12 protein-coding genes are annotated in these 14,350 nt (G+C 65.3%); 3 read left to right on the top strand and 9 right to left on the bottom strand.

Annotated features, from left to right (window positions below):
- Positions 1 to 42: 42 nt before the first annotated feature.
- The 5 genes from Q0316_RS14670 to Q0316_RS14690 all read right to left on the bottom strand — a co-directional run bounded on the left by Q0316_RS14670 (position 43) and on the right by Q0316_RS14690 (position 7,834).
- A complete protein-coding gene (locus Q0316_RS14670; protein ID WP_298673796.1) occupies positions 43 to 3,360 on the bottom strand; it encodes a glycosyltransferase in 3,318 nt (1,105 codons plus the stop codon).
- Between the two features lie 84 nt (positions 3,361 to 3,444).
- On the bottom strand, positions 3,445 to 4,896 hold the full coding sequence (locus tag Q0316_RS14675; protein WP_298673799.1) for a glycosyltransferase family 39 protein: 1,452 nt from the start codon (positions 4,894 to 4,896) through the stop codon (positions 3,445 to 3,447).
- On the bottom strand, positions 4,893 to 5,378 hold the full coding sequence (locus Q0316_RS14680; RefSeq protein WP_298673802.1) for an asparaginase domain-containing protein: 486 nt from the start codon (positions 5,376 to 5,378) through the stop codon (positions 4,893 to 4,895). Before Q0316_RS14680 ends, Q0316_RS14675 begins: the two co-directional genes overlap by 4 nt.
- A gap of 84 nt (positions 5,379 to 5,462) precedes the next feature.
- On the bottom strand, positions 5,463 to 6,854 hold the full coding sequence (locus Q0316_RS14685; RefSeq protein ID WP_298673804.1) for a M20/M25/M40 family metallo-hydrolase: 1,392 nt from the start codon (positions 6,852 to 6,854) through the stop codon (positions 5,463 to 5,465).
- Positions 6,855 to 7,306: 452 nt separating this feature from the next.
- On the bottom strand, positions 7,307 to 7,834 hold the full coding sequence (locus Q0316_RS14690) for a hypothetical protein (RefSeq protein ID WP_298673807.1): 528 nt from the start codon (positions 7,832 to 7,834) through the stop codon (positions 7,307 to 7,309).
- 142 nt (positions 7,835 to 7,976) lie between these two features.
- On the opposite strand from Q0316_RS14690, the gene Q0316_RS14695 reads away from it, so the two are divergent.
- The gene (locus Q0316_RS14695) at positions 7,977 to 8,186 is read left to right on the top strand and encodes a hypothetical protein (protein ID WP_298673811.1); all 210 of its coding nucleotides are present in this window, start codon (positions 7,977 to 7,979) and stop codon (positions 8,184 to 8,186) included.
- 4 nt (positions 8,187 to 8,190) lie between these two features.
- Entirely contained in the window at positions 8,191 to 8,331 is a 141-nt protein-coding gene (locus Q0316_RS14700) for a hypothetical protein (RefSeq protein ID WP_298673814.1), read from the top strand.
- 21 nt (positions 8,332 to 8,352) lie between these two features.
- Here Q0316_RS14700 and uvrB read toward each other — a convergent pair whose 3' ends face one another.
- The 3 genes from uvrB to Q0316_RS14715 all read right to left on the bottom strand — a co-directional run bounded on the left by uvrB (position 8,353) and on the right by Q0316_RS14715 (position 12,519).
- A complete protein-coding gene (uvrB, locus tag Q0316_RS14705; protein ID WP_298673820.1) occupies positions 8,353 to 10,542 on the bottom strand; it encodes an excinuclease ABC subunit UvrB in 2,190 nt (729 codons plus the stop codon).
- A 61-nt stretch (positions 10,543 to 10,603) separates the two neighbouring features.
- Positions 10,604 to 11,422, bottom strand: a complete 819-nt coding sequence (locus Q0316_RS14710) for an arylamine N-acetyltransferase (protein ID WP_298673973.1) — start codon at positions 11,420 to 11,422, stop codon at positions 10,604 to 10,606.
- A 29-nt stretch (positions 11,423 to 11,451) separates the two neighbouring features.
- Positions 11,452 to 12,519 (bottom strand): phosphotransferase family protein, encoded by a 1,068-nt coding sequence (locus Q0316_RS14715; RefSeq protein WP_298673824.1) that lies wholly within the window; start codon positions 12,517 to 12,519, stop codon positions 11,452 to 11,454.
- 109 nt (positions 12,520 to 12,628) lie between these two features.
- Between Q0316_RS14715 and Q0316_RS14720 the strand changes: the two genes are divergently transcribed.
- A complete protein-coding gene (locus tag Q0316_RS14720; RefSeq protein WP_298673827.1) occupies positions 12,629 to 13,288 on the top strand; it encodes a TetR/AcrR family transcriptional regulator in 660 nt (219 codons plus the stop codon).
- On the opposite strand, the gene Q0316_RS14725 is transcribed toward Q0316_RS14720, so the two are convergent.
- Positions 13,263 to 14,342 carry a GNAT family N-acetyltransferase gene (locus tag Q0316_RS14725; RefSeq protein WP_298673830.1) on the bottom strand — a complete coding sequence of 360 codons (1,080 nt, stop codon included), beginning with the start codon at positions 14,340 to 14,342 and terminating at the stop codon, positions 13,263 to 13,265. The two genes, Q0316_RS14720 and Q0316_RS14725, sit on opposite strands and share 26 nt — an antisense overlap.
- Positions 14,343 to 14,350 lie beyond the last annotated feature (8 nt).

Below are 14,350 nucleotides of genomic sequence, written 5' to 3' on the forward strand. Positions count from 1 at the left end.
CGGCGCCGCGAAATGCGCTTCAGCGCATTTCCTGACAAACTCTCAAGCCGCCTGCACCCGCCCCGAACGCTCCAGTTTGCCCCAGCCGACCACCCAGCCGCCGATCGCCGAACTGATCGCGCGCAGCACCACCCAATACATGATCTGGCGATAGACCAGCCGCTGCGCGACCAGCAGGAACGCCGGATAACGCACCTTCCGCCCATCCAGGCGATAGGCGATCCAGCCGCACAGCACGTCGATCGCGGTGAAGCACAGCCAGTAAATGCCCATCTTCCCGACATCGCCGCTGGTCTGCGCCCAGCCATGTTGTGAGACGCGCATGATCGTGCCGAGGATCGAGACGATCAGCGCCAGATCAATCAACGGCGAAATCGCGGCGAAAGCGATCTGGAACAGCCACGCCTGGGGAAGGCCGACATGCGCCAGCCCCTTGGGCTTGCCGCTGGCGATCACGCCGCGATGCTTCCACAGGCATTGCAGCGTGCCGAACGCCCAGCGATAACGCTGCTTGGCGAGCGAGCGGAACGTCTCCGGCGCCTCGGTCCACGCCACAGCGCGCGGATCATAGGAGACGCGCCAGCCCGCGCGCTGGATCGCGATGGTGAGATCCTGATCCTCGGCCAGCGTGTTTTCCGGATAGCCGCCGACGGATTCCAGCGCCGCCCGCCGCCACGCACCGACCGCGCCGGGCACCACCGTCATCGCATCGAACCCCGCGAGCGCGCGGCGTTCGAGATTCTGCGCCGTGATATATTCGATCGCCTGCCAGCGCGTGACAAGGTTCACGCGATTGCCGACGCGCGCGTCGCCCGCCACCGCGCCGATCGCCGGATCGGCGAACCAGCGCGTCAGCCGACCGATCGTCTCCGGTTCGAATTGCGTATCGGCATCGAGCGCGATCACCACCTCACTGCTCGCCTGCGCCAGCGCGCGGTTGAGCGCGGCGGCCTTCCCGCCGTTCACCAGCGTCATCAGCGTCACGCGCGGATCATCGGCGAAGGATTCCGCGACCAGCGCGCTGGTGCGATCCTTCGACCCATCGTCGGCGACGATCACCTCGATCCCCGGATAATTGCTGGCGAGCACGCGCCGCACCGATGCGACGATCACCCGTTCCTCGTTATAGGCGGGGATGATGACCGATACGCTGGGATGGAAATCGGGCGGCACGGCGCGGCGGCGGCGCGTCTGAACCCATGCCAGCCCGGCCATCAGCACCGCGCGGGCGATGCCCAGCACGATCGCGACGTAGAACAGCCACGAAAGCGCCGCAGACAACAGCGCCAGCGCGATGAAGATGCCGACATCGGTTCGCACCGCGATCAGATCGCGTCCCGTGACTTCCGGCATGGCGACCGATTGCGGGACGCCGACCAGCCCGGATGCGGTGACGAAGCTGTAGCCGCGCGCGCGCAGCCCGGCGATGATCGAGGGCAACGCCTCCACCGTCTGCTGCCGATTGCCGCCGCCGTCGTGCAGCAGCACGACGTTCGCCGAGCGATCGGGGGTGGCATCATCCGCCTGTTGCAACACCTGCCGGACGATTTCCTGCGTGCCGGGCCGTTGCCAATCGTTCGGATCGACGTGCAGGCCGACGACCGTATAGCCATGCTGCTGTGCGATGAGCGCAGGCCCGATCTCGTCCGCCGTGGTCGGCTCGGCATCCCCGAAATAGGGCGCGCGGAACAATGTCATCGAGCGACCGGTGTATGCCTGCACCAGCCGCTGCGTGGTGTTCAGCTCCAGATCCACCGTCCGCTCGCCGCTTAGCGCGAGATTGGGGTGGGTGTAGGTGTGGTTGCCGATCTCCGACCCACCCGCGACGATGCGGCGCAGGATCTGTGGATGCTGCAACGCATTCTCGCCGATCACGAAGAACGTCGCGGGGACACGTTCGCGTTCGAGGATGTCGAGGATCTTGGGTGTCCAGTCCGCGTCCGGGCCATCGTCGAAGGTCAGCGCGATCTTTTTGGGCACGGCGCCGGCGCGCTGGACGACATAGGGCGTGGGAAGCGAAAGATAATCCTCGCGCCGGATCATCCCGTGCTGGTCATACCATACCTTGCGCTGCCCGTCGGTCGGCGAGGCGGTGATGCGCAGGATTTCGCCTGAGCCTTCGACATCGACATCAAGATTGGCCTGGAGCTTGTTCAGCACAGGCACCTTGTTGGGCAGGGTGGTGCGGAATGCGGCGAGGGCGTTCCAGAAGCCGGGGTCTTCGCTGCCGATCCGCCACATCGCGACATTAGCGATGCCGAGCCGCCGCAGCGCGACGAACTGGTTCCAGCTCGTCGCCGCATCGAGCATCCAGATCTGATGCTGGGTGCCATCCTGATTATAGGCGAATCCGGCATTGCCGCTCGCCCGATCGAAGGTGACGGAGGCGCCGCTGTTGCGCGCGGCAAGCCACGCCTCGCCGACCGACGTGGCGTCGGCGGAACCATTATTCCAGTCATAGCCATAGCTGCCGAGCGCGACGATCAGCTTGTCATGCCCCACCTGGCGCAGCGCATCCTCCACCACCTGGACGAACCATGGCTGGGAAGCGATCGGGCCGGCCTTGCCGCTCTGCCAATGTTCGTCATAGGCCATCAGGATGACGTTATCGACGACGCGGGCGAAGCTTCCGAGATGCCATTCCGGTTCGCCCGCCGGCACGGTGACCGCCAGCGTCGCGCTTTTCGGCAGCGCGTCGTTCAGTTGCCGGAGGAACGAGATATACGCCGGAAGCACCTCGGGCGGCAGGTTTTCATAATCCATCACCAGCCCGGCGGCATGTTGTTCCGCAACGAACGCCACCAGCCGCTGGATCACCGCTGTGCGCCGTGCCGGGCTGCGCAGCATCGTTGCCGCGCCCTTGCCGTCCCATTGCGTATTTACGATGTTCTGCACCATCGGCAGCAGCTTCGGCGGATGCTGCGCGGCGGCCATCACCTGCGCCAGGCGCGGCGCGCGGACCTGGATCACATTGCCCGCCGCATCGGTGGAAAGCAGCGCCGGCACGACCCAGTCGAGCGCGTTGATGTGACGCTGGAGCGAGGCGATGCTCCCGTCGTTACCGGAAACGTAGAAGCCGATCGTCACCGGCTTGCCCGCGGTCCCCTTCGTTGTCTTTGCCGTGCGGACAAGGCGCGGCAGCCAGCGTGACGAGGCCTTGGCGGGGGCGGCGTGCGGGTTGAACCGTTCCGCCTGGCGATGCGCGAATGGCAGGGGCAGATCCGGCCCCGAAGGAACGGCAACGAGCGTGGAGGCGAATGCGATGGCGATCAGCACGATCAGCACGATCAGCACGGCCACCGATCGCCGCGCGCGCGTTCCCCGCCGGCCGCTCGGATCGTAGAAGATCGGTGTGCTCACGTCGTATTTTTCCCGGACCGTGCCGCGCCCCTGCGGCAACGCGCCCCTATAGCACGCTCGTTTGCAGATGCAGTGTTTTGCTTATTACGCTTTTGTCACCTCCCGCTCCACCGCGCCGATCCGCCCGGCGGCGATCGCGAGCCAGCACAAGGTGGGAAGCGCGATCGCCTGCCACAGGATGAAGCCGGCGCCGGGGGACCAGCCGAACCACTCGCTCATGAACGTGCGCAGATGGCCTTTGATGAACGGCACCATCACCACCTCGCGCAACTGGAACGAAGCGGTGGGGCTGCCATAGATGTCGGTCGCCGCGAAGCAGGCGTTGATCGCGATCGACAGGACGATCACTTCCGCCGGCAGATACCGCCCCGCGCCGTGGCCGCGCTTCATCCACACCGGCGCGATGCCCAGCGCGAGAACCCCGACGATGGGGATCGAATGACGCGGCCCGGTCGAATAGCCGCCGTCCCAGTAGAAATAGCCGGCGTTGATGAGGAGCGTAATCACGGTGATGGCCAGCACGATCACGCCGATGTCGCGCGTGTTCCCGTCCCGGATCATCAGCCAGACGCCCCACAAGGCGAGTAGCAGCACCGGCGCGAACCAGAATAGGCCGCGCTGATGGCCGAACGTGATCCGCCACAACACCTCCGGATCGGGCAAGCTGATGCCGAACAGGCCCTGGCTCATCCCGTCGAACCCGATCACGCCTTCATAGCCGAGCTGGAAGGGGCTGCCGAACGCGAACATGTTATAGGCGAATAGCGGCAACAGCCCGATCAATCCCCCCGCGGTCGCCAGCCCGAGCACCGTCACGCGATCCGGCCTGCGCCATGCGCGCCACGCCGTCCACAGCGCGATCGCGCTGCCCGCGATCGCGGCGGGATATTCCACCACCACCGCCCAGCCGAGCGTGATCCCGAGCAGGAAGGCGGGCCATCGACGGGTTTTCTCTCCCGTAGTTGCCCGTATCGCCGCCCATAAGGCGATGACGTAGAGCGCGGCGAGCGGAGCGTGGCCGAGCAACGAGGTGGACCACGCCCATGCCGGCGTGCCGAGCCCGTAGGCGAGGGCCGTCGCCAGCGCCGCCGACGCGCTGCCGGTGAGAGTGAGCGCAAGATCGAACAGCAGCAGCGCGGCGATCGCCGTCAACAGTGCCGGCCCGGTCGCCACCGCAAGCCGCGTGCGCAGCCGGATGAAACGCGCGAAATCGCTGCTTCCCGTCAGAAGCTGGAACTCGTTGCTCTTTTTTGAAGACAGGGCCTGAAGCGCCGCGACCGCCGGAACGGCCATCAGCGTCATCCCCGGCGCCTTGTCGAGATAGACGTGCTGGCCGAACCGCGCCTTGTCGGTCGTCGCCGAATCATATTGGTCTATCGTCGCTTCGCCGCGTTCGACGATCGCCAGCGTGGCATAGAGGCGCACAGCATTGTTGGTGTTCATCTCCCACGATCCGAACCAACTGCAACTGGCCCAGATGAGCAGGAACAGAACGATCCTGATCGGGCGCATCCGCCCGTCGCGCGGCGTGGTCACACGGGCACGAAAGCGTTGGCGCCCCGATCCTTGCGGACATGTGCTGCCGGAAAGATGGTGCCATTCATCGCGATCCACACACCGGGTGGCGCCACCTGCGCGGCGGCAAAGGCCATGCCGAGGTTGAAGCTCGCGTCGCTGTCCGCAAATCGCGCCGGGGCGAGCGCGCCGACCAGCACGATCGTCTTTCCCGCGATCTGCGCCAGCGCCCTGGCGGTCTCGGTCATCGTATCGGTGCCATGGGTGATGACGATCTGTCGCTCGGGTGCTTCCGCCACCGCCGCGGCGATGGCGGCGCGGTCGGCGTCGTCGAGATCGAGGCTGTCCTTGCGCATCAGGCCCTGGACACGAAACGGCTTTCTGACCCGCGCGGTGGCGAGTAGGCGATCCACCACGCTGTCACCGATCTGATATTCGCTCAGCGCATCGAAATAGAGTTTGTCGATCGTGCCCCCGGTGGTGAGCACCAAGATATCCGCCATTACGCAACCTCTTGCTTCCAGCCGCCTCCTAGCGCCCTCCACGGGAGAGCGCGAGCAGGAAGCGGCCAGATGGGTTGCGTGCGACTATTTGCTGAGATCGGTCAGCAGCGAGCGATAGTAAATGACCCCGAGCGGGATGTTGTCGATCGGCGTCCGCTCATTAAGGCCATGCGCGAACTCATCCGATTCCTTGATGAACAACGGGCTGACGCCGTAGCTCGGGATGCCGACCGCGCGAAAGTGCATCGAATCGCTCGCGCCCGCCGACATGGATGGAAACACCGGCACGCCGGGCCGAACGATGCCGATCGCCTTCTTCACCGCGTTTACCAGATCGGGGCGCAGCGGCGACGCGTCCGTAGGGTTGGACCCTTCGGTGACATCGCTGAACTTCACGCCCGGATCGCCGGCGACCTTTTCAAGCTCAGCCATCACGGCGGCGGGCTTCACGCCGGGGAAGATGCGGCAGTTGATGTTCGCCGTGGCGCGCTGCGGCAGCGCGTTGAGCGCATGTCCGCCCGACACCATCGTCGGCACGCAGGTCGTGCCGATCTGGCCGACGAAGGCCGGGTTCGCCGCAAGTGTCTCGATCGCCTGCTCGTCCGCCGGATTGGCCGCGAACGCCTTCATCGCGGCGCCGATCTCGGGCGTCTGGAGCGGGGCAACACCCTCGAAATAGCCCTTGGTGATTGGCGACAGTTGCGGGGTGAAGCGATAGCCGCCGATCTTCACCAGCGCGGCAGACAGCTCCACGATCGCATTCACCTTGCGCGGCGCGGAGGAATGGCCGCCCGGATTGGTCACCTCCAGCCTGAAATCGGCATAGGTTTTTTCCGCCGCGCTGATCGTGAGATATTCGGCCTTGCCGCTTTCGCTGAGCTGGCCGCCGCCGCCATCGACGTTGAGCACCATTTCCGCGATGCCCTTCATCTTGCCGGCGAGGATCGCGGAGGTTTTCATCGTCGTCTCCTCGTCGCCCGAGAAGGCCAGCACGATATCCCGCTTCGGCTTGTAGCCCGCGCGCTTCATGTCGATCACCGTCGCGGTGACGAGCGCCAGATCCATCTTCATGTCGCTCGCGCCGCGCCCGAAGATATAGCCGTTTTCCACGACCGGCTTGAATGGATCGCGCTGCCAGTCGGCGGGCTTGGCCTCCACCACATCCATATGGCCGGAAATGACCAGCGCCTTCGCTTTCGGATCGGTGCCGCGCCAGCGCAGCATCAGATAGGCGGTGTCGTCGACCGGCTCGACGGTGATGTCCGTCGCCGGAAAACCCGCCTCGATAAACAATTGCTTGAGATAGGCGGCGAGTTGCGGGGTCTGGTTGCCGGGGCCTTGCACGCTGCGGAAGGCGATCGCGCGTTTGGTGATTTCCAGCGCGTTTTCAGCCGCGGAACCCGCCGGGGCAGGGGCCGCATGGGCCGCGCCGGAAAGGAGGAGGGAAAGGGTTGCCGCGAGTCCGATTCTGTTCATGCCCCACCTTTTTATGTTGGTTTGGCGGGCAGGCTAACGCGCGACCGGGAACGATGGAAGCCGTAAGCCTCCTAAAATCGTCAAAAATGAGAAGAGGTTGCCGGACACCCCCGAGGGGAGATGCCCGACAACCCCTAAACATGGTCAGCGGCCGGAGAGCTCCAGCCCGGGAGACCATGCGAGCCTCCATGCCGGTGGACCTTGCCGTTGTTTGGAGGAGGATACCCCCCGGCGCGGCCCGATGGCGTTAGAAGCGCGTCCCCCGAACGAACTGAACCGACCCCATTGCTGAACCATGAGACATCGGATCACCTCCTTTCGCTGGTTGAAGACGTATGTGGCTTGGGCCACGGTTGTTATGTCGGCCCTCTGGTTGGGATAAACAAGTCTTGTATTTCAGGCATCTTTCGACGATCTTTGATGGCTGTCGCCTGAACTTCGTAACGACTCGATCAGCCCCGGCAATCTTCGATAACGCGCCCGATTTCGGCATAGGTGGGGACGACCAGCACGGGCGCGCCTTCCTGCTGGATCGCCACGCGCCCACGGCTGAACGCCATCGCATCGAGCAACGGATCATTCACCGCCAGCGCCGCCGCGATATAGGGTTGCGCGCCGCCGGTCGGTTGCGTGGGTAACGAGCGGGTCGCGCTGCTGGTGCGCACCACCATCGGCGTGGTCGCCGCGCCGGCGCGCAACAGGTACATCCGCCGCTCCCCGCGATCGCAGCGCAGCACGACGCTGACATCCCCGCCATCGCCAAACATGGCACGGGTGCCCCGGTTGTCCGCCGCGTAGCGCCAGGTGCCCGGCGTAAGCGGCCAGTCATTCCAGTCGCTCGCCAGCGGAGGCGGGGCGGCGACCGGCGGTGGCGCAGGGGGCGCAGCGATCGGCGCGCGCGTCGGCGGTGGCGCGCTGACGCATGATGCGAGCGCGAGCGTGGCGGCAAGGGCGGCGGCGAAATGAGGCTGAAGACGCATGGCCCGAAATATGACCAAGCCCGCGGGGCTTCTCAACCGGAACCGGCGTGGGGGCGTATCGGTTGAACGCATATGGAACGAATTTCGCGGATGCAGTTATCGGCGGGGGCGGCGTTCATGATCCACAAGCACACCGGACGGGTTGGGAAAAGGCTCTTGCGCCGCGTCGTTCAGCCTGCCGAAATTCGATCCGGCGCATCATCTCCATATCGTCACCATCGACCGGCGGATGCTGGAAAGCGGCCCAGGCTGGGCCAACAACGCGCCGGTCTTCGATCGGCTTTATGCCGATCGGGTCGCCGGTTATCATGGCGCGGCGCACGAGGATTTCACGCTGGGCGAAGGAGTGTGATGAAATGACCGAACAGAAAAAGAAGGAGAATGTCGTCGAGGAAACGCTGCACGAAATTTTCGTCGATCCCGATTCGCCCGCCAACCACAAATCCAAGAAGCCGCCCCAGACGATCCAGGGCGGCCCGCAGGACGACAAGAGCTGACGAGCGCGAGCGCGCGCGATTCTAGCGTCCGCGCCCGCCGAACTTGCGTTGCACCTTGCCGAAGCGGGTCTTGCGCGTGCCCGGCTTGCCCTCGTTCGAGCGGCCCATGAGCGGCGCGCGATGCTGCTCCACCGGCAAGCCGAGTTCCTCCTGCTCAAGCGCGCGGATTTCGTCGCGCAGCCGCCCGGCTTCCTCGAATTCCAGATCGGCGGCGGCTTTACGCATCTTCTTTTCGAGTTCCTCGATATAGCTGCGCAGATTGTGGCCGACCATGTGTGGTCGCTCCTCGTCGATATCGACCGTCACCTGATCCTTCGAGGCGACATGCGCGATGATGTCGCCGATGCTCTTGCGCACCGTGGCCGGGGTGATGCCGTGCGCCGCGTTATATTCCTCCTGCTTCGCGCGGCGGCGCGCGGTTTCGTTCATCGCGCGTTCCATCGACCCGGTGATGCGATCGGCATAGAGGATCACCCGCCCGTCGACGTTGCGCGCGGCGCGCCCGATCGTCTGGATCAGGGAGGTTTCGGAGCGCAGGAACCCCTCCTTGTCGGCATCCATGATGCAGACAAGGCCGCATTCCGGGATATCCAGCCCCTCGCGCAGCAAATTGATGCCGACGAGCACGTCATAGACGCCAAGCCGCAGGTCACGGATCAGTTCGATCCGCTCCAGCGTCTCCACATCGGAATGCATGTAGCGGACCTTCACCCCGGCTTCGTGCATATATTCGGTGAGGTCTTCGGCCATCCGCTTGGTCAGCGTGGTGACGAGCGTGCGATAGCCAAGCTCGGCGGCCTTGCGGCATTCGACGATGCAATCCTGCACCTGCTCCTCGACCGGGCGGATTTCCACCGGCGGGTCGATCAGCCCGGTCGGGCGGATCACCTGCTCGGCGAACACGCCGCCGGTCTGTTCCATCTCCCAGGCGCCCGGCGTGGCGGAGACGCACACCGTTTGCGGGCGCATCGCATTCCATTCGTTGAAACGCAGCGGGCGGTTGTCGATCGCGGAAGGCAGGCGGAAGCCATATTCGGCGAGCGTGATCTTCCGGCGATGGTCCCCGCGCGACATGCCGTTGACCTGCCCGATCGTCTGATGGCTTTCATCGACGAACAGCAGCGCGTTTTCCGGGAGATATTCGAACAGGGTGGGGGGCGGCTCGCCGGGTAGGCGCCCGGTGAGGAAGCGCGAATAATTCTCGATGCCCGCGCAGCTTCCGGTGGCGGTGATCATCTCCAGATCGAAATTGGTGCGCTGCTCCAGCCGCTGCGCTTCGAGCAACTTGCCCTCGCCGATCAGTTCCTTGAGCCGCTCGGCCAGTTCATGCCGGATCGCCTCGGTCGCCTGTTTGAGCGTCGGGCCGGGGGTGACATAGTGCGAATTGGCATAAACGCGGACGTAATCGAGGCTCGCCACCTTCCTGCCGGTCAGCGGATCGAATTCCACGATCTCCTCGATCTCGTTGCCGAAAAACGAGACGCGCCAGGCGCTATCCTCATAATGCGACGGGAAAATCTCCAGATTGTCGCCCTTCACGCGGAAATTGCCGCGCGCGAAGGCGGCGTCGTTGCGCTTGTATTGCAGCGCGACGAGCTTGCGGACGATCTCGCGCTGATCGACCGTCTGGCCCTTCTTCAGGTCGAAGATCATCGCCGAATAGGTTTCGACCGAGCCGATGCCGTATAGGCAGGAAACCGACGCGACGATCAGCACGTCATCGCGCTCCAGCAGCGATCGCGTGGCGGAATGGCGCATCCGGTCGATCGCTTCGTTTACGCTCGATTCCTTCTCGATATAGGTGTCGGAACGCGCGACATAGGCTTCGGGCTGGTAATAATCGTAGTAACTGACGAAATATTCGACCGCGTTTTCCGGGAAGAAATTCTTGAACTCGCCATAGAGCTGGGCGGCGAGGATCTTGTTCGGCGCAAGGATCAGCGCAGGGCGCTGCAATTCCTCGATCACCTTCGCCATGGTGAAGGTCTTGCCTGATCCGGTGACGCCGAGCAGCACCTGATCGCGCTCGCCCGCCCGCGCCGCCGCGACCAGTTCCGCGATCGCGGTCGGTTGGTCGCCCGATGGGGCATAATCGCTCACCAGCCTGAACTGTTTGCCCGGCTCCGCTTTCTCCGGCCGCTGCGGACGATGCGGGATGAAGGCTTCGCCTGTCTCAGGCTCGGCAAGGCTGGTGCGGATCTCGATCGCCATGTTCTCTATATGGACCGGACCGCGGCGTAGCGAAAGAGCGTCCGTCGCGGCTCCGGCGCGCTCAGAACAGGCCGAGCGCGGCGACTTCCTCCACGGTCAGATCAATCCCGAACATCAGGCTCAGGCGCATTCGATAAACGCGCGGATCGGTGATTTCGCCGCTGGTGTCGCCATCGCCTGAATGCCGGCGATAATTGCGATCCGTCAGCGTCGCGAAGCCGCGCGGCAGCACGATCGAGGCGATATTGATTTGGGTGAAGCGGCTTTCCGGCGCGGTCGAGGTCCAGCGATTGCCGATCACGATATCGTTTTCGTACACGGAACGCAGATCGAAACTATATTGCTGCTGCCAACCGGCGCCCGCCCCGGTGCTGACCGTGGTTGCGGGCACGCCATCGCGCAGCAGCATCCAGCCGAATTCGTCGTCGCGCTCCAGCCGATGGCGCGTGCCGTCCGGCGCCTCCGTCTCCGCGCCATCGGCAAGCGGCATCACCGGGGCGAAGCTGCCGCCGAAGCCGGCATCGGCGATCCAGTCCTCCCCGTCGATCGTGACAAGCGACAGCGTATGGGTAAGCGGTTGCGGCTCGGCCATGCCCAGCCACACCCGCGCGAGCAGCCCACGCGCGGTGAACCCCAGCGCCTCAAGCGCATCGAGCAGCAGGCGATTCTGCTCGAAACAATAGCCGCCGCGCCGCCGGGTGACGAGCTTGTCGAACACCGATGCCGAATCGGTCGCGATGCCGCGCCCCAGCTTCACGTCGAGATTTTCGAACGGGATCGCGAGGCGGTGGGCGCGTTGGAGCATCGCGAGTCCATCGCGATCGGCGGCAGGCGCTTGGGGGAGATCGAGGCGGGCGAGATAGGCGGGGAGATCGAACATCGCGCGGATATAGCGCAGCTTCGCGGCAATCACACGATGGGCGTGTCTATCCTGCGCAGCGCGCGGCGGAACAGCGCGATCGCATGGGTGTGGAGCTGGTCGCCGATCGGCTTCGGGGTCAGGCCGGCGCAGGCGCGCGCATGGCTCCCCTCAAGGATCGCGCCGAGCTTGAAGCAGGCGAGCACGGCATACCAGCGCGCATCCGCCGCGCTGCGCCCGGTGGCGGAGAGATAGCGTTCGACGATCTCCGCGAGCGATGGAAAGCCGTCCCATGGGGTCACCGCGACGCGCTGATCGCCCTCCGCCGGATCGCGCCACGTAGCGGTCAGCCAGCCGAGATCGAGCAGCGGATCGCCGAGCGTTGCGAGTTCCCAATCGACGATCGCGGCGAGTTCGGGCGCGTCGGGACGAAACATCACGTTGGCGAGGTGAAAGTCGCCATGAATCAACCCGTTGCGCATCGTCGCCGGCCGGTTCGCCGCAAGCCAGTCACAGATCGCATCGACATCGGGGAGGGCGGCATAGCCCGTCCAGCCATCCAATTTCGCATAGCCATCGAGCTGCGCGCGCCAGCGCGGCACCTGTCGCTCGACCCAGCCGTCCGCCTTGCCGAAGCCGCCAAGCCCCACGCGATCGGGATCAATCCGCGAAAGCGCGACCGCCGCATCGACCATCGCCTCGCCCATCCGTCGCCGCATCGCGGGATCGCCTGCATGAAGCGCCGGGAGAGCGACCGTCGGGTTGAAGCCTTCGACCGGGTCCATGAGGTAGAATGCGGTGCCGAGAATGGCGGGATCGCCTTCGCCGGCGATAAAGCCGGGATGTGGGACATCGGAACCGGCGAGCGCGCCGAGCACCTTCATTTCGCGCCGCATCACTTCATCACTTTCGGGGCGCGGGCGCCGCGGTGGACGGCGCAGGACATAGCCGCGCCCCGCGCGATCGAAGCGCAGCAGGATGTTCTGCGTGCCGCCGCCAAGCGTATCCGCGCGCTCGATCGGCGCGCCGTTGCCCAGGCCCGCCCGATCCATCCAGCGGGCCAGCGCATCAAGGTCGATCAGTTCGCGCCATGCCTCGCGATCATGCGCCAGCGCCACGCGGCTCTCCCAGTTGTAAGTCGATTGAATTAGTAATTGCCGGCCCGGCGCGGGTCAATCATGCGGTGCCGCTTGCCGAACCGGGTGTCATCATCAATGGTGCCGCACGATGAACGCCACCCGATCCCTTTCCGCCGGCCGAGGCGGCGCCACACGCAACGAGCTGAAACGCGCGGCGCGGCGTCTGTTCGCCGAACGCGGCATCGCGGCGACAGGAATGCGCGAGATCGTCGAGGCGGCGGGGCAGCGCAACGCGGCGGCGGTTCATTATTATTTCGGCGGCAAGGACGATCTGCTGCGCGAATTGCTGATCGACGGGGCGGATCTGATTGATGTCGCGCGCCAGGCGCTGATCGACGAGGCGGAAGCGAATGGCGTGCCCGATCTGCGCGCGATCGTCCGCGCGATGGTGATATCGAACGTCGATATCGTGGGCGAGGGGGGCGAGAACGAAACCTATTTCCGCTTCATGATTAACGTGCAGAACGAGCGGCGGCAGCTTTTCACCGAAACGATGCCCGAGCATTCGGAAGGATATGCACGCTATATCGCCCATGTCCGGCGCCTGCTCGCCGATGTGCCGGAAGCGCTGATGCGACAGCGCATCCTTTATGCCGGGCTGGCGCTAGGCTCGTTGATGACCGCGCGCGAGGCCGCGCTCGATGCGAGCGACAGTGGATATCATCCCTATTGGAGCGGCCAGCCGGCGATCGAGGGAATGATCGACGCGGTGGAGGCGATCCTCACCGGCCCCGCCACGCGAGCCTGAGCAACGGCGCCAGACGCGCCGGCAGCCCCGGACGCAGCAACAGCCAGTCGCGGATCATCGGCCCCGGCGTCGCGCCGATCACGCTCTTGTAGCCACTGTCGCCCGCGCCCCAATCCACGTGCGTGGTGCCGCGAGCCAGCGCATCGACGAGGTTACGGTAGTAGAGCAATTTCCCCGGCGAATGCTTGGCATAAGCGGGATCATAACTGTTGGCGATCGCATAGCGCAGCCCGCCGACATCCAGATCGAACGAAAAGGCCGCCGGCTTGCCCGCTACCGTCAGCAGCGCACCGCGCATCATCTCCGCGAGCGTCGCGTCCTCCGCGAGTGAGCGCCAGAATGCGCCGTGCCCGATATCGGTGAACTTGGCGTCGCTGCCGTCGGTACGGTCGTTGATCCAGCTTGCCCGCTCGATGCTGGCGAGGGCGTCGAATGCCTCGGGCCAGTCGCCTCCCGAAAGAAAGCGCCAGTCCAGTTCGCCGTGCGCGCCGAGATGTTTTTCGTGAAAGCGGTTCTTGCGCAGCGTTGAATTGCGCGGCCATGTCCCTTCCGCGCGCGCCGCCGCCATATCCAGCAGGAAGCTTTGCGCGATGGTGCGCTCCACGATCGCCCAGCCGCGCGCGCGCGCCGCCTCCACCAGCGGCGCGGCGGCGGGATCGCCCTGATAGACCGGGCCGATCCGTAGCGCGTTGACCTGCCGGGCCAATGCCGCGAGCGCCGCTTCCAGCACCTCCAGGCCGGCATTTTCCGCGATGGGGAAGCTCCTGAACGGCCAATAGCTTCCGGGCACCATCGCCAGCCTCAGCCACGCCGGCCCCGTCGCGATCATCGGCAGCGCGAGCGCGGGCACCTCCTCCGCGCTCACCAGCAGCGTGCGCGCCGCGCCGCCATAAGCCTTCAGCGCGGCGGCATACCATTGGTGGCGCAGGAAACGGTGCGTCGCGGGCGCCGCTTCCGCCACGATATCGAGCGCGGAGGCGAGGCCGTCGACGGTCTCGGTGCGCAGGATACGGGGCAGGCGGACGAACTGGTCGAGCGGCATCGGCTTGGTCATCTCATCCA

This window comes from uncultured Sphingomonas sp., from assembly GCF_937871615.1.
GTDB lineage: Bacteria > Pseudomonadota > Alphaproteobacteria > Sphingomonadales > Sphingomonadaceae > Sphingomonas.

Excerpts from the sequence above, each read along its gene's own strand:
- uvrB (WP_298673820.1), bottom strand. The coding sequence starts at position 10,542 with ATGGCGATCGAGATCCGCACCAGCCTTGCCGAGCCTGAGACAGGCGAA.
- Q0316_RS14700 (WP_298673814.1), top strand. The coding sequence starts at position 8,191 with ATGACCGAACAGAAAAAGAAGGAGAATGTCGTCGAGGAAACGCTGCAC.
- Q0316_RS14690 (WP_298673807.1), bottom strand. The coding sequence starts at position 7,834 with ATGCGTCTTCAGCCTCATTTCGCCGCCGCCCTTGCCGCCACGCTCGCG.
- Q0316_RS14725 (WP_298673830.1), bottom strand. The coding sequence starts at position 14,342 with ATGACCAAGCCGATGCCGCTCGACCAGTTCGTCCGCCTGCCCCGTATC.
- Q0316_RS14720 (WP_298673827.1), top strand. The coding sequence starts at position 12,629 with ATGAACGCCACCCGATCCCTTTCCGCCGGCCGAGGCGGCGCCACACGC.
- Q0316_RS14680 (WP_298673802.1), bottom strand. The coding sequence starts at position 5,378 with ATGGCGGATATCTTGGTGCTCACCACCGGGGGCACGATCGACAAACTC.
- Q0316_RS14710 (WP_298673973.1), bottom strand. The coding sequence starts at position 11,422 with ATGTTCGATCTCCCCGCCTATCTCGCCCGCCTCGATCTCCCCCAAGCG.
- Q0316_RS14685 (WP_298673804.1), bottom strand. The coding sequence starts at position 6,854 with ATGAACAGAATCGGACTCGCGGCAACCCTTTCCCTCCTCCTTTCCGGC.